Genomic DNA, 16106 nt, shown 5'->3' with positions numbered 1-16106 from the left:
TTCCCGCATGCGCATTGTCCGCGTCGCGTTGCCGGTGCCGCTAACGCAACTTTTTGATTATTCGCTGGAAGATGCATGCGAGACGGATGTTGGGCGATGCGTCCGGGTGCCGTTCGGGCGTGGGGACAAGAGCGGCGTCATCGTCGAACTGGCTGAACTGGCGGCGGTGGAGCCGGCGCGGCTCAAGCCGGTGCTTCACGTCCAGCGCGAGGTGGAGCCGCTGCCGCCGGACTGGCTGGCGCTCGTCGCCTTCGTCGCACGCTACTACCACGCCCCGCTGGGCGAGGTCATCGGACTCGCCTTGCCGCCGGGATTGCGGCGCGCCGACGAGGTCAGCGGCGAGTTGACCGATCCGCTGCTGGAACCGAGCGCTGCCGGGGCGCTGGCCCTTGCCGAGACCAAGCGTGAAAGCCGCGCCCTGGCGCTGCTGCGCGAGGTCGCCGGATTGGGGGCGCCGGTGCGCCGCAGCGCCGTGCGGGCGCTTGCGGCCGGCAGCGCGGTGGGGGATGCGCTGCGCCGGGGCTGGTTGCAGCCCGCCGCCGGGCAACCCGCTCATGTCGCGGCCGCCGCGCCCGCATTGACCGACGAACAGGCGCAGGCCCTTGCCACGATGGAGGCGGCGGGCGCCGGTTTTCGCGCCTGGTTGCTGCAGGGGGTGACCGGCAGCGGCAAGACCGAGGTCTACCTGCGTCTCGCGGAACGGGCACTCGCCGCGGGCGGGCAGGTCTTGATGCTGGTGCCGGAGATCGCGCTCACCCCGCAGCTCGAACGCCGCGTCGCCGAGCGCTTTCCGTCCGCGCAGGTCGTCAGCCTGCATTCGGCGCTGGCGGAGGGGGCGCGCTCGCGTGGCTTCGTCCAGGCGCTCGAAGGCCAGGCGGACATCGTGCTGGGTACGCGCCTGGCAGTCTTTGCCCCGTTGCCGCGCCTGGGGCTGATCCTGGTCGATGAGGAACACGACGCGTCCTACAAGCAGCAGGAGGGGGTGCGCTATTCGGCACGCGACGTCGCGGTATGGCGTGCGCGCCAGCGCGGGGTGCCGGTGGTCCTCGGTTCCGCTACGCCCTCGCTGGAAACCTGGCAGCACGCCCGGCAGGGCCGCTACGGCTTGTTGTCGCTGCGGCGGCGCGCGGTGGCGGCCGCGCTGCCGCCGGTGCGCTATGTCGATACCCGCAGGCAGCGGCTCGACGAGGGGCTGAGCGCGGCGCTGTGCCAGGCCATCGAGCAGCGTCTGGAAAGGGGCGAACAGAGCCTGGTGTTTCTCAACCGGCGCGGCTACGCCCCGGTGCTTGCCTGCCCGTCATGCGGCTGGATCAGCCGCTGTCCGCATTGCTCGGCGAACCTCGTGGTGCATTTGATGGACCGGCGCGTGCGTTGCCACCATTGCGGGGCCGAAGGTCCCATTCCGCCCGCCTGTCCGAGTTGCGGCGATCAGGACATCCAGCCCTACGGGCGCGGCACGCAGCGGATCGAGGCGCGCCTGGCCGAACGTTTCCCGCAGGCGCGGGTGCTGCGGGTCGATCGCGATGCCGCACGCACGCGGGCGCAGTGGGAAGGGCTGCTGCAGACGATCGCGGACGGCGGGGCGGACATCCTCGTCGGTACCCAGATGATGGCCAAGGGGCACGATTTTCCGCGCCTGACGCTGGTCGGGGTGGTGGGGGCCGACGCCTCGCTGCACGCCGCCGACTTCCGCGCGCCGGAGCGTCTGTTCCAGCAACTGATGCAGGTCGGTGGCCGCGCCGGGCGCGGTGCGCTTGCGGGCGAGGTGCTGGTCCAGACCGAGTACCCCGGCCACGCGCTGTACCAGCACCTGGCCCGCCACGACTTCGACGCCTTTGCGGCGATGGCGCTGGAGGAGCGGCGCCAGGCGGGTTTTCCGCCGCATACGGCGCAGGCGATGCTGCGCGCCGACGCCCCCGCGCTGGAGGCCGCCACCGACTTCCTGCAGCACGCCCGCCGGCTTGGAGAAGAGCGCGCCGCGCCGGGCATCCGCCTCTACGATCCGGTGCCGATGCGCCTGACGCGGCTCGCCCGCCGTGAGCGCGCGCAACTGCTGGTGGAGGCGGACCAGCGAGCGTTGTTGCAGGGCTTTCTGGTGGAGTGGATGGCTGCCTTGCGGGCGCAGCGAACGCCACGCGAACTGCGCTGGCAGATCGACGTCGATCCGCTGGAGGTCTGAGCGCTGGGTTTTCGCGGGTCGAACGTTTTCGCCGGCCGGAAAAGAAAAAGCCCAGGCACTGGGTGCCTGGGCAAATCCACACCAAAGGAGGAGGGTGGAGGAGACGGTTCAAAGAATAGCTGAGCGGATGTTGCAATGCAACAGCCGGCTCAGCAAATGTTTTTATGGACCGATCAACTTCACTTCCGTTGGCGGGTTTCAGAGGCAAGGCCGCAAACGTGACACGTTGTTGCAACGCGCAATGTGGGTACGGGAAAACCCGCACGCTGGCGCGAAACCCAAGGGTGGAACAGAAAAACGGGGCGGGGACCGGGTATGCGGGCGGCCGGGGCGCGGAGCAAGGCGCGCCGTGCGCGAGCCTCGCGCCTCCCTGACGGGGGGGAGCCTCGGGCGGGACGTGGGCGTCGTGCGGCAGCCGCGACGCCCGTCGCAAGACAGCTCAGACGCTGTCGCGGACCTGGCTGACCGCCTGGCGGTACTGTTCGAGCGCCTCGTCGCGGCTGCCCGCGTCGATGCCGAGGTCGTGCACCAGCCCGTCCTTGAGGCCGTAGCACCAGGCGTGCACATTCACCTTCTGCCCACGGGCCCAGGCTTCGCGCAGCACCGAGGTCTGGCAGATGTTGACGACCTGCTGCATGGCATTGAATTCGCACAGCCGGTCGACCCGCAGGTTGGGGTCTTCGATCTGCGCCAGCGTGGCTTCGTGCAGGTCGCGGACGTCCTGCACATGGCGCAGCCAGTTGTCGATCAGGCCGAGGCGGTTGTTGTTCAGCGCTGCCTTCACCCCGCCGCAGCCGTAGTGACCGACCACCAGGATGTGTTTCACGCGCAGCACATCCACGGCGTACTGGATCACCGAGAGGGCGTTGAGGTCGGTGTGCACCACGACGTTGGCGACGTTGCGGTGGACGAAGACCTCACCCGGGGCGAGGCCGATGATCTGGTTGGCGGGAACGCGGCTGTCGGAGCAGCCGATCCAGAGGTATTCGGGTGTTTGCTGGTTGGCGAGCCGGGTGAAGTACTCGGGATCTTCACCATGCATGCGTTCGGACCAGGCTTTGTTGTTGTCGAACAGTAGCTGGATGTCGGGGGTATTCGGGGTCGTTTGCATCTGTGTGGGCCGGGCAGGGTTTCCATAATTATGAATAATAGAGACCGCCTTGTCAGCCGGGACATTCGCCGTCAAGCGCTTGCGCCGCGAGGCGCCGGCAGCCGCCGGCGCGGTTTTTCCGCTCCCGCGGGGCGCGGCGGCCTTGGGCAAGGGCGACTTTGTCCGTGCTTTCATGTCGCACTCCAGATCCCGAGCTGCTCGAGCTGGCGCGTCGCCGCCTCCGCCCAGCCACGGTTCGCGGCGGGGCTGGCGGGGCTGGGGTGCAGGATGCGTCCGAGCTTGACGGGGAGGCCGGCAAGCGCCTCGGCAGCCCGCTTTTCCGCCCAGGCGCCGACCCCGATCACCCATTCCGGCTCCAGCGCCTGCGTTACCGCGCGCAGGTGCGCGTCGCACGCGGCCAGCAAGGGGCGCTGCTCGCCGGCGGGAAGCTTGTCGGGGGTCAGGTTGCGGCCGTGGTCGAAGAATGCGAGCGGACAGTAGTTGACGACGAAATGGTCGGCGAAGAAGGCGGCCGGGGTGTTGAAGCGGCTGCGGAACAAGCCCCACAGGCGCTGGCCGCTGACTTCCGAGCGGGCGCAGTCGAAACCTTCCACCGGGCGCTTGGGATTGACCTGCGCGGGTTGTCCCACTGCGCCGGCCAGCCCCAGCCAGTCGCGCGCAGTGGCGATTTCGCCGAAGGGCACACCGATCTGCGCCATGCCGAAGGGCCCGGGGTTCATGCCGAGGAAGATCACCCGCTTGCGTCCTTCGCCATACCGTTCCAGGTACGCCCGGTGGATGTCCCAGGCGTAGCCGAGCGGGTTGTAGACGTGGCTGACCGGGGGGGCGAAATGCAGGCTGTCGACCTGTTCAGAGAGCGTGCGGGCGGCGTTGACGAGGGAGGCTGCGGTCATCGGTGAAGGGCTGGAGAACGGTGGAAAGTGGCGCGGCTAGTCGTCGGCACCGGCGGGAACGGCGGGGCGGCCGAGCGCCGCGAGGGCGTCGCGCTGCAGCCATACCATCGCGACGCCGGGCACCGCGACGACGATGGAAAACAGGAAGAACGACGGCCACCCGATGCTCGCCGACAGCACGCCGGAGAGCGGGCTGACGTAGATCCGGCCGACCGCCGCGAATGCGGACAGCAGGGCGTAATGCGTGGCGGTAAAGCGCTGGTTGCACAGCGCCATCAGCAGCGCGATGAAGGCGACGGTGCCCATGCCGCCGGAAATGTTCTCGCCCGCAATCACCGTGAGCAGCAGGCCGTCCAGCTGGGTGGGCCTATCGAGTGCGACGATGCCCCAGTCGAAAGCCGGCAGGTCGACCGCGCCCCAGGCGCCGCGGCCGAGTTCGGCCAGCAGGTAGAAGCCGAAGTTGGATACCAGTTGCAGCACGCCGAACAGCAGCAGCGAGCGATAGAGCGCGAGCCGGGTCATGATCAGCCCGCCGATGAAGGCACCGAGGATGGTCAGCCACAGGCCGATCACCTTGTTCGCGATTCCCACTTCCTCCTGGCTGAACCCCATGCCCTTGATCAGGAAGGGCGTGGTCAGGCTGCCCGCGAAGGCGTCGCCCAGCTTGTACAGGATGATCAGCGCCAGGAAGGCGGCCGCGCCGCGCTGGGCGAAATAGCTCGACAGCGAGCGGTTCAGGGTTTCGAAACCGGCGCGCCGCGCCGCGAGGTAGGCGAGTGGCAGCGCCGCCGCGATTTCCATCAGCACGAACAGCAGCTGGATCCAGCGGTTGGGATCGTCCGGGTCGAGGCCGGCGAGCTTCAGCAGGTGGTGGGCGGCGAGATAACCCACGGCAAGCCCGGCGAGCATCGCGACGAAGCCGCGCAATTCGCGCGCGGGGTCGGAGTCGAGCGCGCGCAGGTGGCTTGCCACGCGCGGCAAGGTCAGCAGCGACAGCACGGCACAGCCCAGCATGATCGCTGCCATGCTGTGATAGACCCGCGGCCAGGACTGCCACTGCCCGGCCCAGATCAGCGCGATGCCGCCGGACGTGATCATCGCCAGCCGGTAGGCGAACACGTGCACCGATGCGCCGAGGCCGCGCTCCTCCTCGGGCAGCAGGTCGGTGCGGTAGGCGTCGACGACGACGTCCTGCGAGGCCGACAGGAAGGCCACCAGCAGTGCGGCGATCGCGAACAGCTCTGGCGCGGCGCTCGGCGACAGGCTGCCCATCCACCACAGCAGCGCTGCCAGCGCGAGTTGTGTCACCACCAGCCAGCCACGGCGGCGGCCGAGCAGCGGCGGTTCGAAGCGGTCCATCAGTGGTGCCCACAGGAACTTGAACGTGTAGGGCACCCCCACGAGGCCGAAGAAGCCGATGGTGGCGATATCGACGCCATCCACCGTCAGCCAGGCCTGCATCGCCTGCCCGGTGAGGGCGAGCGGCAGGCCGGACGCGAAGCCGAGCACCAGGATCGCGAACAGGCGCCAGCCGCGGCCCAGCGTATGAGCGGTCACCGGAACTGCTCCCGGGGCTCGCCAGCCCGGCCGGGGAGGCAGGCGGGCAGGGCAACAGGTGGAGCGAGCGGCGTGGCGGCGGAACGGGGCACGGCGGAATTCCCGGGCAAAAAGTCCGCGGATTATCCCAGATCGGCGCCCTCGCCGCCGGGCAGGGCGGCTTCACAATTCGATACCTTTCTTGCGCGCCGAGGGCGCGGGCGCGAAGAATGCGGCCCATAACAAGTCCAGACCAAAGGAGGAGACCCGCCATGCCGCACGTCGTGATCGTGGCCTTTGGTGCCGATCGTGAATACGAATTCACCGTGAGCGAGCAGGAGGCCGCGGCGCTGCGCAAGGACGACGCGCGCGCCTGGCTCGCGGCGGAGTTCGACGCGCTCGAGTGCTCGCCGTCCAACCCGATGGGGAAGATCCTGGTCCTCGACATGGTGCTCAATGTCGCCAAGTACGGGGGCGAGTCCCGCTTCGCTCAGGCCGGCGATTGGGCGCGTGCCTTCGTCACCGCCGCCGCCGTCGTGCTCGACCGGCCGGTGATCCGTATCGACGTGCCGGGTTTCACTGTCGGCTGAGCCGCCATTCGCCCTCTCGGGCTGTGATCCTGCCGTCTGTCCGGGCCGCCCCGGCGGCATTGGCGACCCCGCTTCCCGGGGCGCCGGACGAGGATGCCTCTCGCATGAAATGCGCGCGGTGCTCGCCTATAGTGGGTTCACGCGGCGCAGCCGCGAACCGGGGAGGGCGGGGCGATGGCGGTGCTGAAGAGGGGTGCAAGCGGCGCGGCGGTCGAGCGCCTGCAGAGGCGGCTGCTGGAATGCGGCTTTGATCCCGGCCTGATCGACGGCCTGTTTGGCGGCGGCACCGAGGCCGCGGTGCTGGCCTATCAATGGAGCGAAGGCCTGTTGCCGGACGGTATCGCCGGGCCGCGCACGCTGAAGTCGCTCGGGCTCGCCACCGTGAAGGATGCGTGGCCCGACGTGATTCCCGGCGTCAGCGTCGAGGCGGTATCGGAAATGTTCCCCTGCACGCCGGTGGGCAATATCCGCCGCAACCTGCCGGGCGTATGTGCCGCGCTGCGGGCGCGTGGACTCACCGACCGCCCGATGGTCCTGATGGCGCTGGCGACCATTCGCGCCGAGGCGGAGTGTTTCGAGCCGGTGGCCGAGGGTTGCTCGCGCTTCAATACCTCGCCGCGCGGCCATCCCTTCGATCTCTACGACCGCCGGCGCGACCTCGGCAACCAGGGCGCGCCGGACGGCGAGCGTTACCGCGGGCGCGGCTACGTCCAGCTCACAGGGCGTTTCAACTACGCGCGCTACGGCGACGTGCTCGGGATGGGAAGCCGTCTTGTTGATGAACCGGAGGACGCCTCCGAGCCCGCCGTCGCCGGTGACCTGCTGGCGGCCTTCCTGGCGGACAAGGAGGCGCTGATCAAGCGCGCGTTGGTGGCAGACGATCTCGGGGCCGCGCGGCGTCTCGTCAACGGCGGCAGTCATGGCCTCGACCGTTTCGCCGATGCCTTTCGCCGCGGCGAACGCGTGCTGCCCGCCTGAAGGCGGGACGCGGCGCTAGTCGCGCCCCAGCCGATATACCGCGACGCTGGCGAGGAAGTTCGGTTCGTCCAGTACCAGCTTGCCTTCGTCGAAGGCAAGCCGCTCGCGCACCGCGATGCCGTTCATCTCGCACAGCGCATCGAAGTCGGCGATCGTGAAGAAGCGCACGTTGGGGGTGTTGAACCACTGGTGCGGCAGGCTTTCGGACACCGGCATGCGGCCGTTGAGGATGCTCTGGCGGTGGCGCCAGTAGCCGAAGTTGGGAAAGCTCACCACCGCCTCGCGCCCCACGCGCAGCATTTCCGCCAGGATGCCCTGGGTGTTCTGCATCGCCTGCAGCGACAGGCTCATGATGACATGGTCGAAGAAGCCGTCCTCGAAGCCCGAGAGACCGTTCTCCATGTCCACCTGGATCGCATTCACGCCGTTCTTCACGCACGCGATCAGCTTGTCCGGATCGTTCTCGACGCCGTAGCCCTGCACCTGGCGCACCGCGATCAGGTGCTTGAGCAGGCTGCCGTCGCCGCAGCCGAGGTCCAGTACCTTCTCGCCGGGGGCGATCCACTGGGCGATCACGTCGTAGTCGTAGCGATAGGCCGCCATCCTTACACCTCGATGCGGTCGAACCAAGCGCTGAGCAGCGCGTGGTATTGCGGGTCGTCGAGCAGGAAGGAGTCGTGCCCGGCGGGGCAGTCGATCTCCGCGTAGCTGACGTTGCGCCGGTTGTGCAGCAACGCATAGACGATCTCGCGCGAGCGTGCCGGCGAGAAGCGCCAGTCGGTGGTGAAGGACACCACCAGGAAGTCGGCGCTGGCGCGGGCGAGCGCGGCGTTGAGATTGCCGCCGTGCTCGAAGGCCGGATCGAAATAGTCCAGCGTCTTGGTCGTCAGCAGGTAGGTGTTGGCGTCGAAGTAGCCGGCGAACTTGTCGCCTTGGTAGCGCAGGTAGGACTCGATCTCGAACTCGACGTCGTAGCTGTACACCGCCTTGCCGTGGCGCAGGCTGCGGCCGAATTTCTCACCCATCGAGTCGTCCGACAGATAGGTGATGTGGCCCACCATGCGCGCCAGCTTCAGGCCGCGCGCCGGCACCACGCCGTGCTCGTAATAATGGCCCCCGTGAAAATCCGGGTCGGTCAGGATGGCCTGGCGCGCGACCTCGTTGAAGGCGATGTTCTGCGCGGTGAGCTTGGGCGCCGAGGCGATGACGGCAGCGTGGCCGACGCGCTCCGGGTACTGCAGCGTCCAGGACAGGGCCTGCATGCCGCCCAGGCTGCCGCCGACGATCGCGGCGAAGCGTTGGATGCCGAGGCGGTCAGCGAGCCGCGCCTGCGCGTCCACCCAGTCCTCGACGGTGACGAAGGGGAAATCGGCGCCCCACGGCCGCCCGGTGGCCGGATTGACCGAGCCGGGGCCGGTGCTGCCGTAGCAGCCGCCGAGGTTGTTCACCCCGATCACGAAGAACTTGCGCGTATCGAGCGGTTTGCCGGGGCCGACCAGGTTGTCCCACCAGCCGACGTTGCGCGGGTCGTCCGCATAGACGCCCGCCACATGGTGGGAGCCCGACAGCGCGTGGCAGACCAGCACGGCATTGCTGCGCGCGGCGTTGAGCTGGCCATAGGTTTCGTACACCAGGTCGTAGCCGGCGAGCGTGCCGCCGCTGCGCAGCGGCAAGGGCTCGTCGAAGTGGGCCGTCTGCGGCGCCACGGTGCCGACGGATTGGGGTTCGGTCATGATCTGTGCGTGGAAAACAAAAAACCCAGCCGGCTCGAAAACGCGGACTGGGTCGCCCTCGCTTTAGCCGGATTTATTGAGCGCCCGCAAGCTGTGGTTCAAATCGGCGCTAAGTGGCGGAAAATTAGCCGCGCCCCGGGGAAAAGTCAAACCACCCAGCGTGATAACATCCTTGCCCGCTTCTCCGTTTTCCGTCGCAGCATGATCCGCGTCATCCTCAACGGCCAGCCCGCCGAACTCGCGCCCGGCCTCACCGTCGCCGCCCTGCTCGAACAACGCCAGCTCGCCGGCAAGCGCCTCGCAGTCGAACGCAACGGCGAGATCGTTCCGCGGGCGCGCCATGCCGACACCGCGCTGGCCGATGGCGACCGGCTCGAGATCGTGGTGGCCGTAGGCGGCGGCTGAGCCGCCGGTGCGGATCGTCTTCGTCCATCCCCTTTGCCTTTGCAGGTTGAACCCATGAACGACACCCTGGTGATCGCCGGCAAGCACTACCGCTCCCGGCTGCTGGTCGGCACCGGCAAGTACAAGGATTTCGCCGAAACGCGTGCCGCGATCGACGCCAGCGGCGCCGAAATCGTCACCGTCGCGATCCGCCGCACCAACATCGGCCAGAACGCCGACGAGCCCAACCTGCTCGACGCGCTGCCGCCCGACCAGTTCACCATCCTGCCCAACACCGCCGGCTGCTACACCGCCGACGACGCGGTGCGCACGCTGCGGCTGGCACGCGAGCTGCTCGATGGCCACGCGCTGGTCAAGCTCGAAGTGCTGGGTGACCCCAAGTCGCTGTTCCCCAACATGCCGGAAACCCTGAAGGCCGCCGAAACCCTGGTCAAGGACGGCTTCGAGGTGATGGTGTACTGCGCCGACGATCCCATCCAGGCCAAGATGCTGGAAGAAATCGGCTGCGTCGCGGTGATGCCGCTCGCGTCCCTCATCGGCTCCGGCATGGGCATCCTCAATCCGTGGAACCTGCGCCTGATCATCGACAATGCCAAGGTGCCCGTGCTGGTGGATGCCGGCGTCGGCACCGCGTCGGACGCCGCGATCGCGATGGAGCTGGGCTGCGACGGCGTGCTGATGAACACCGCGATCGCCGCCGCCGGCCAGCCGGTGCTGATGGCGAGCGCGATGAAGAAGGCGGTGGAGGCCGGCCGCGAGGCCTTCCTCGCCGGCCGCATGCCGCGCAAGTTCTATTCAGCGGATCCCAGCTCGCCCACCGCGGGGCTGATCGGTTCATGAGCGAAGCTGACAACAAGCCCGTGTCGGCCGCGGTCGAGCTGATCGCGCAGGACCGCCCGGAGCACCGCTTCTCCAGCCGCAGCATCCGCAGCTTCGTGCTGCGCCAGGGGCGGATGTCGGGCGCGCAGCAGCGCTACCTGGAAGACATGCTGCCGAAGATCGGCATCGAATACCGCCCGGCGCCGCTCGACCTCGACGCCGCCTTCGGCCGCAGCGCGCCGAAGATCCTCGAGATCGGCTTCGGCATGGGCGAGACCACCGCGAAGATCGCCGCTGCGCACCCCGAGCAGGACTACCTCGGCATCGAGGTGCATGGCCCCGGCGTCGGCGCGATGTGCAAGCTGGTGGCGGAAAACGGCCTCGCCAACGTGCGCATCATGCAGCACGACGCGGTCGAGGTGATGCGCGACATGATCGCCGACGGCGCGCTCGCCGGCGTGCACGTGTTCTTTCCCGACCCCTGGCGCAAGGCGCGCCACTACAAGCGCCGGCTGATCCAGCCCGATTTCGTCGCCTTGGTGGCGCAAAAGCTCGCCCCCGGCGGCTACCTGCACTGCGCGACGGACTGGGAGCACTATGCCCACTGGATGCTGGAGATTCTCGCCGCGGAGCCGCTGCTGCAGAATACCGCCGACGGATTTGCGCCGCGCCCCGACTACCGGCCGCTGACCAAGTTCGAAAACCGCGGCCTCAAGCTCGGCCACGGCGTGTGGGATCTGGTTTTCCGTCGCCGCTGAGTAACGCCGCCCCGTTTCCGGCCGCGGCCCAGCATGATCGGCAATCCCCGCGCCGTGCGCGTGCATCCGCCGCGGCGCCCCTGAACGGACGAGGAGAACGTCACCGTGTTGCGTAGGCTGTTCCGGTTCATCGGCCGCGTGTTGCGCGCGCTCTGGCGCGGCGTCGACCTGCTGCGGCGCACCGCGCTCAACCTTGTGCTGCTGGTGTTGATCGTGGCTGCGCTGGTCGCCTTCTTCCGTGCCGTCCCCGAGGTGCCGCAGGGTGCCGCGCTGGTGCTGCGGCCGCAGGGCGTGCTGGTCGAGCAAACGGTCGAAGCGCCGCTGGCGCTGCTGCGCGGCGGTGCCGCGGGCGGCCAGGTGGCGCTGCACGACCTGCTCGAAGCGATCCGTGCCGCGGCCGACGACGAGCGCATCGGCGCGCTGGTCATCGAAACGGACGATCTCGCCGGCGCCGGCCTGTCCAAGCTGGGCGAACTGCGCGAGGCGGTGGTGGCCTTCAAGGCCAGCGGCAAACCGGTGCTCGCGCGCGGCGAGCGTTTCACTCAGGGCCAGTACTACCTCGCCACGGTGGCGGACGAGGTTCATCTCGCGCCGGACGGCTTCCTGCTGCTGCAGGGCCTCGCGCGCCATCTCACCTATTTCAAAGACGCGCTCGACAGCCTCGGCATCAAGCTGCACGTGTTCCGCGTCGGTGAATACAAGTCCTTCTCCGAGCCCTTCACGCGCAACGACATGTCCGACGAGGACCGCGAAGCCTCGCGCGACCTGCTCGACGGCCTGTGGGGTGCGATGCGCGGCGAGGTCGCGCGCGCGCGCAAGCTCACCCCGGAAGCGCTCGACCGCTATGTGCTCGGCTTTGCCGACGTGCTCGCGCAGGCGGGCGGCGACCCGGCGCGCGCGGCGCAGGCCGCCGGCCTGGTGGATCGTCTCTCTACCCGCGACGAGTGGCGCGCGCACCTGATCGAGCGCGTCGGCGCCGACAAGGCCGGCACCGGCTACCGCAGCGTGGAGGCCGATGCCTACCTGTTCTCGCTGCGCGCCGCGCGGCCCCGCCATCGCGACCGCGTCGCGGTGCTGGTCGCGCAGGGGGCGATTGCCGACGGCGAGCAGCCCGCCAGCGCGGTCGGCGGCGACACGCTCGCGCGCCAGATCCGCGAAGCGCGCGAGGACAACGCGGTAAAGGCGGTGGTGCTGCGTATCGACAGCCCGGGCGGTAGCGCATTCGCGTCCGAGGTCATCCGCCGCGAACTCGAGCTGACGCGCCGCGCGGGCAAGCCGGTGGTGGCCTCGATGAGTTCGGTCGCCGCCTCCGGCGGTTACTGGATCGCGGTCGGCGCGGACGAGATCTGGGCGCTGCCCACCACCGTGACCGGGTCGATCGGCATCTTCGCGATGCTGCCGGAGGTGAGCGGTCCGCTCGCGCGCCTCGGCGTCCATGTCGACGGCGTGGCCACCGGGCCGCTCGCCGGCATGCCGGACCCGCGGCGAGCGCTGGACCCGGGGATGGCGAAGGCGATGCAGCTCGGCATCGAGCATGGCTACCGGCGCTTCCTGGAGGTGGTGGCCGAGGGGCGCCGGATGAAGGTGGGCGAGGTCGACGCGGTGGCGCGCGGCCGGGTGTGGACCGGCGAAACCGCGCTCGAACTCGGTCTGGTCGATCAGCTCGGCGGCGTGGATGCGGCGGTTCGCGCCGCGGCCAAGCGCGCGGGCCTGGAGCACTACAGCGTGCAGTGGCCGGTCACCGAGGTGTCGGCCGGGCGTGTGCTGCTGCAGCGCCTGCTCGCCGACGTCGGCCTCGATGCGGCGCTGGCCGCGCCGGCCTCGCTGCGGCTGGTGGATGGACTGGAGGCCGCCGCGGCCGAACTGGCGCGCTGGAACGATCCGCAGCAACGCTACGCGCACTGCCTGTGCGCGGCGCCTGAATAACGCGGGCGCTGTCCGGCGCCCCGCGGCCGCCGAGCGGCGCCGTGGCCTTTCCGTCGTCATGCCAGAATTTCCGGCATAACAACGGAGAGGAGACGTGTCATGGCCGTGGTTTTCGCCAAGACCGCGCGGGGCCAGGAGGAAATCGCCCGTCGCGCGGCGGGCCTCACCCCCCGTCAGCGGCGGGTATTGATCTGTATCGATGGTCGCCGCAGTGTCGATGAACTGCGGGAACTGAGTCCGGCCGACGACCTTCAGCACACGCTGGGCTTATTGGAAGAGGCGGGCCTGATCGAAGCGGCGCTGCTCGCCGAGGCGGAAGGTGCCACCACCGCGATCACCGCGCCGCTGCCGTCGATCACCGCGTTCGCGCCTTTGCCCGCCGAAGCCGACCCGGTGCGCGTGCAACAGGCGCGCAACTTCATGACCAACACCATCAACGCCTTCGTCGGCGCGCTCGGCGCCAGCTCGCTGCTGCAGCGGATCGAAGGTGCCGCGGACCAGCCGGCCCTGCGCGCGCTGTTCGACGAGTGGTATCACGCGCTGGTCAGCTCGCGCGAGGGCCGGCGCGAGGCCGAGGCGCTGCGGACCAAGCTGCTGCAGGTGATCTGAGCGGCGCTCAGTCGTCCAGGAAACGCTGCAGAAGGTCGTTGAGGAAGTGGCGTCCACGCTCGGTCGGGCGCACGCTGTCGGCGTCGATCTCGAGCAGGCCGTCCTGGCGCGCCGCACGCAGGCGCGCTTCCACCGCGGCCAGCGGCAGCCCGGTGCGCGCGGCGAACAGCGCGAGCGGAAAACCGCCGGTCAGCCGCAGCGCGTTCATCATGAATTCGAACGGCAGCTCGGCGACCGTCACCGACCGCCGTTCCTGCACGAAGTCGCCGCGCGCCGCGCCTTCCAGATAGCGCTGCGGATGCTTGTGGCGCATCTCGCGCACGATGCCTTCATGGTTGGAGAGCTTGCCGTGGGCGCCGGGGCCGATCCCGAGGTAGTCGCCGAACTGCCAGTAGTTGAGGTTGTGGCGGCATTCCTGCCCCGGCCGGGCGAAGGCGGAGGTTTCGTAGTGGCGGAAGCCCGCGGCCGCCAGCCGCGCCTCGATCGCGTCCTGCATGTCGGCGGCGCTGTCGTCGTCCGGCAGCGGCGGCGGATCGTGGGCGAAGGGCGTGTTCGGCTCCAGCGTCAGGTGGTAGCAGGACAGATGCGTGACGCCGAAGCCGAGCGCGGTGTCGAGGTCGGCGAGCGCCGCGTCCAGCCCTTGCTGCGGTAGCGCGTACATCAGGTCGATGTTTACCCGCTCGAAGTGCGCGAGTGCGCCTTCGATCGCACGCTTCGCTTCGTCGCTGCCGTGGATGCGGCCGAGGCGGACGAGCATGGCGTCGTCGAAGCTCTGGACGCCGAGCGACAGGCGGTTGACGCCGGCGGCGCGGAAATCGCGGAAGCGGGCCGCTTCCACCGTGCCGGGATTGGCCTCCAGCGTGATCTCCGCCAGGGGGTCGAGCGGCAGGCGCATGCGGATGTCGGTGAGCAGGCGGTCGAGCACCGGTGCCGACATCAGGCTGGGCGTGCCGCCGCCGATGAAGATGCTGTGCACCCGACGCCCCCACACCTGCGGCAGGGCGGCTTCGAGGTCGGCCACCACGGCTGCGGCCCACGCCTCTTCCGGAATGGCGGTCTCACCGCGCGGGGCGTGCGAGTTGAAGTCGCAGTAGGGGCACTTGCGCACGCACCACGGGAAATGCACGTACAGCGCGAGCGGCGGTGGCGCGCTGAGCTGCGGGCGCTCGGGAAGGACGACGGCCGCCGCTGCCGGCGCCGGCGTCAGCGGTATGACGCGGCGTTCGTTCACAGCGGGTGGGTCTTGAGGCGGTCGAGCAGATGGCGCATGGCGGCGCCGCGGTGGGAGAGGGTGTTCTTCAGCGCGGCGTCCAGTTCGGCCGCGGTCTGCGCGAGTTCCGGCAGCCAGAACAGCGGGTCGTAGCCAAAGCCGCCCTCGCCGCGCGCCGCTTCGAGGATGGTGCCGTGCCATTCACCGTCGGCGATCAGCGGGCGCGGATCGCCGGCGTGGCGCACCAGCACCACCGCCGAGTAGAAGTAGGCGCTGCGGTCCGCGACCCCGGCCAGCTTGTCCAGCAGCAGCGCGTTGTTGCGCGCGTCGGACTTCGGTTCGCCGGCAAAGCGCGCGGAAAGCACGCCCGGTGCGCCGCCGAGCGCGCTCACGCACAGGCCGGAGTCGTCGGCCACCGCGGGCAGGCCGGTGGCCGCCGCGGCATGGCGCGCCTTGGCGAGCGCGTTCTCGACGAAGGTGCCGTGCGGCTCCTCGGCCTCCGAAACGCCAAGCGCGCCCTGCGCCACCACCTCGATGCCGAGCGGCGCGAGCAGGGCCTGCATCTCGGCGGCCTTCTTGGCGTTGTTGCTGGCAAGGACGAGTCGTTTGCTCATGGGTCAGGCTCCCGCCAGCGCCGCCTTCTGCAGTTCCACGAGGCGGCCGATGCCGGCTTCGGCGAGGTCGATCAGGGCGTTGAGTTCGGTGCGTGAGAAGGGCGTGCCCTCGGCGGTGCCCTGCACTTCGATGATGCCGCCGCTGCCGGTCATCACCACGTTCATGTCGGTGTCGCAGCCCGAATCTTCAGTGTAGTCGAGGTCGAGCACCGGCACCCCGTCGACGATCCCGACCGAGATCGCGGCAACGAAGTCGGTCATCGGGTTGGTGGCGAGCTTGCCGGCGGCCACCAGGCCTTCGAGCGCGTCGTGCAGCGCGACGCAGGCGCCGGTGATCGACGCGGTGCGGGTGCCGCCGTCGGCCTGCAGCACGTCGCAGTCGATCACCACCTGGCGTTCGCCGAGCGCGGCCAGATCCACCACCGCGCGCAGGCTGCGGCCGATCAGGCGCTGGATTTCCTGGGTGCGGCCGGTCTGCTTGCCCTTGGCGGCTTCGCGCGTGCTGCGGGTGTGGGTGGCGCGCGGCAGCATGCCGTATTCGGCGGTGACCCAGCCGCGGCCCTTGCCCTTGAGGAAAGGCGGCACCGCTTCCTCCACGCTGGCGGTGCACAGCACCCGGGTGTCGCCGAACTCGACCAGCACCGATCCTTCGGCGTGGCGCGTGTAGCGGCGGGTGAGGCGGACGGGGCGGAGTTCGTTGGCTTGGCGCTGGCTGGGTCGCATGGGTCGGGTCTGCTGAGGAGGC

General features: G+C 69.4%; 16 protein-coding genes. 8 read left to right on the top strand and 8 right to left on the bottom strand.

Annotated features, from left to right (window positions below; all coding sequences use genetic code 11):
• Nucleotides 1-7 precede the first annotated feature (7 nt).
• Nucleotides 8-2179, top strand: coding sequence for a primosomal protein N' (locus dqs_RS20290; protein WP_065341567.1), 2172 nt, complete (start codon nt 8-10; stop codon nt 2177-2179).
• 439 nt (nt 2180-2618) lie between these two features.
• Here dqs_RS20290 and can read toward each other — a convergent pair whose 3' ends face one another.
• The 3 genes from can to dqs_RS20275 all read right to left on the bottom strand — a co-directional run bounded on the left by can (nt 2619) and on the right by dqs_RS20275 (nt 5740).
• Complete coding sequence (gene can / locus dqs_RS20285; RefSeq protein ID WP_011767699.1) at nt 2619-3290, bottom strand: carbonate dehydratase; 672 nt, start codon at nt 3288-3290, stop codon at nt 2619-2621.
• Nucleotides 3291-3460: 170 nt separating this feature from the next.
• The gene (locus tag dqs_RS20280) at nt 3461-4183 is read right to left on the bottom strand and encodes a uracil-DNA glycosylase family protein (RefSeq protein ID WP_065341566.1); all 723 of its coding nucleotides are present in this window, start codon (nt 4181-4183) and stop codon (nt 3461-3463) included.
• Nucleotides 4184-4219: 36 nt separating this feature from the next.
• Nucleotides 4220-5740, bottom strand: coding sequence for an AmpG family muropeptide MFS transporter (locus tag dqs_RS20275; protein WP_011767697.1), 1521 nt, complete (start codon nt 5738-5740; stop codon nt 4220-4222).
• Nucleotides 5741-5991: 251 nt separating this feature from the next.
• On the opposite strand from dqs_RS20275, the gene dqs_RS20270 reads away from it, so the two are divergent.
• Nucleotides 5992-6309, top strand: coding sequence for a hypothetical protein (locus dqs_RS20270; RefSeq protein ID WP_011767696.1), 318 nt, complete (start codon nt 5992-5994; stop codon nt 6307-6309).
• Between the two features lie 174 nt (nt 6310-6483).
• On the top strand, nt 6484-7287 hold the full coding sequence (locus tag dqs_RS20265; RefSeq protein WP_065341565.1) for a peptidoglycan-binding protein: 804 nt from the start codon (nt 6484-6486) through the stop codon (nt 7285-7287).
• Between the two features lie 15 nt (nt 7288-7302).
• Here dqs_RS20265 and metW read toward each other — a convergent pair whose 3' ends face one another.
• Entirely contained in the window at nt 7303-7890 is a 588-nt protein-coding gene (metW, locus tag dqs_RS20260; RefSeq protein ID WP_011767694.1) for a methionine biosynthesis protein MetW, read from the bottom strand.
• Nucleotides 7891-7892: 2 nt separating this feature from the next.
• Nucleotides 7893-9020, bottom strand: coding sequence for a homoserine O-succinyltransferase MetX (gene metX, locus dqs_RS20255; protein WP_011767693.1), 1128 nt, complete (start codon nt 9018-9020; stop codon nt 7893-7895).
• Between the two features lie 201 nt (nt 9021-9221).
• Between metX and thiS the strand changes: the two genes are divergently transcribed.
• The 5 genes from thiS to dqs_RS20230 all read left to right on the top strand — a co-directional run bounded on the left by thiS (nt 9222) and on the right by dqs_RS20230 (nt 13537).
• A complete protein-coding gene (thiS, locus tag dqs_RS20250) occupies nt 9222-9425 on the top strand; it encodes a sulfur carrier protein ThiS (protein WP_011767692.1) in 204 nt (67 codons plus the stop codon).
• A 54-nt stretch (nt 9426-9479) separates the two neighbouring features.
• Nucleotides 9480-10265 (top strand): thiazole synthase, encoded by a 786-nt coding sequence (locus dqs_RS20245; RefSeq protein ID WP_011767691.1) that lies wholly within the window; start codon nt 9480-9482, stop codon nt 10263-10265.
• On the top strand, nt 10262-11002 hold the full coding sequence (gene trmB, locus dqs_RS20240; RefSeq protein ID WP_065341564.1) for a tRNA (guanosine(46)-N7)-methyltransferase TrmB: 741 nt from the start codon (nt 10262-10264) through the stop codon (nt 11000-11002). The genes dqs_RS20245 and trmB overlap by 4 nt, the downstream gene beginning before the upstream one ends.
• A gap of 105 nt (nt 11003-11107) precedes the next feature.
• On the top strand, nt 11108-12928 hold the full coding sequence (gene sppA / locus dqs_RS20235; RefSeq protein ID WP_041644148.1) for a signal peptide peptidase SppA: 1821 nt from the start codon (nt 11108-11110) through the stop codon (nt 12926-12928).
• A 99-nt stretch (nt 12929-13027) separates the two neighbouring features.
• Nucleotides 13028-13537 carry a hypothetical protein gene (locus dqs_RS20230; protein ID WP_011767688.1) on the top strand — a complete coding sequence of 170 codons (510 nt, stop codon included), beginning with the start codon at nt 13028-13030 and terminating at the stop codon, nt 13535-13537.
• Nucleotides 13538-13544: 7 nt separating this feature from the next.
• On the opposite strand, the gene hemW is transcribed toward dqs_RS20230, so the two are convergent.
• From hemW to rph, 3 genes are read right to left on the bottom strand one after another with little or no spacing between them, the layout of a single operon-like run.
• On the bottom strand, nt 13545-14768 hold the full coding sequence (gene hemW / locus dqs_RS20225) for a radical SAM family heme chaperone HemW (RefSeq protein WP_065341563.1): 1224 nt from the start codon (nt 14766-14768) through the stop codon (nt 13545-13547).
• Entirely contained in the window at nt 14765-15361 is a 597-nt protein-coding gene (rdgB, locus tag dqs_RS20220; RefSeq protein WP_011767686.1) for an RdgB/HAM1 family non-canonical purine NTP pyrophosphatase, read from the bottom strand. Before rdgB ends, hemW begins: the two co-directional genes overlap by 4 nt.
• A gap of 3 nt (nt 15362-15364) precedes the next feature.
• Entirely contained in the window at nt 15365-16084 is a 720-nt protein-coding gene (gene rph, locus dqs_RS20215) for a ribonuclease PH (protein ID WP_065341562.1), read from the bottom strand.
• Between the last annotated feature and the right edge of the window lie 22 nt (nt 16085-16106).

The sequence above is a fragment of the Azoarcus olearius genome (assembly GCF_001682385.1).
GTDB lineage: Bacteria > Pseudomonadota > Gammaproteobacteria > Burkholderiales > Rhodocyclaceae > Azoarcus > Azoarcus olearius.
Note: the sequence above shows the minus strand (reverse complement) of the source record. Positions and strands in the feature narration are given on the sequence as shown.

What these genes read in the sequence shown, in the direction of transcription:
- dqs_RS20230 (WP_011767688.1), top strand. Translation starts at nt 13,028, where the DNA reads ATGGCCGTGGTTTTCGCCAAGACCGCGCGGGGCCAGGAGGAAATCGCC.
- rph (WP_065341562.1), bottom strand. Translation starts at nt 16,084, where the DNA reads ATGCGACCCAGCCAGCGCCAAGCCAACGAACTCCGCCCCGTCCGCCTC.
- metW (WP_011767694.1), bottom strand. Translation starts at nt 7,890, where the DNA reads ATGGCGGCCTATCGCTACGACTACGACGTGATCGCCCAGTGGATCGCC.
- can (WP_011767699.1), bottom strand. Translation starts at nt 3,290, where the DNA reads ATGCAAACGACCCCGAATACCCCCGACATCCAGCTACTGTTCGACAAC.
- metX (WP_011767693.1), bottom strand. Translation starts at nt 9,020, where the DNA reads ATGACCGAACCCCAATCCGTCGGCACCGTGGCGCCGCAGACGGCCCAC.
- dqs_RS20245 (WP_011767691.1), top strand. Translation starts at nt 9,480, where the DNA reads ATGAACGACACCCTGGTGATCGCCGGCAAGCACTACCGCTCCCGGCTG.
- dqs_RS20280 (WP_065341566.1), bottom strand. Translation starts at nt 4,183, where the DNA reads ATGACCGCAGCCTCCCTCGTCAACGCCGCCCGCACGCTCTCTGAACAG.
- trmB (WP_065341564.1), top strand. Translation starts at nt 10,262, where the DNA reads ATGAGCGAAGCTGACAACAAGCCCGTGTCGGCCGCGGTCGAGCTGATC.
- dqs_RS20290 (WP_065341567.1), top strand. Translation starts at nt 8, where the DNA reads ATGCGCATTGTCCGCGTCGCGTTGCCGGTGCCGCTAACGCAACTTTTT.
- dqs_RS20270 (WP_011767696.1), top strand. Translation starts at nt 5,992, where the DNA reads ATGCCGCACGTCGTGATCGTGGCCTTTGGTGCCGATCGTGAATACGAA.
- rdgB (WP_011767686.1), bottom strand. Translation starts at nt 15,361, where the DNA reads ATGAGCAAACGACTCGTCCTTGCCAGCAACAACGCCAAGAAGGCCGCC.
- dqs_RS20265 (WP_065341565.1), top strand. Translation starts at nt 6,484, where the DNA reads ATGGCGGTGCTGAAGAGGGGTGCAAGCGGCGCGGCGGTCGAGCGCCTG.
- thiS (WP_011767692.1), top strand. Translation starts at nt 9,222, where the DNA reads ATGATCCGCGTCATCCTCAACGGCCAGCCCGCCGAACTCGCGCCCGGC.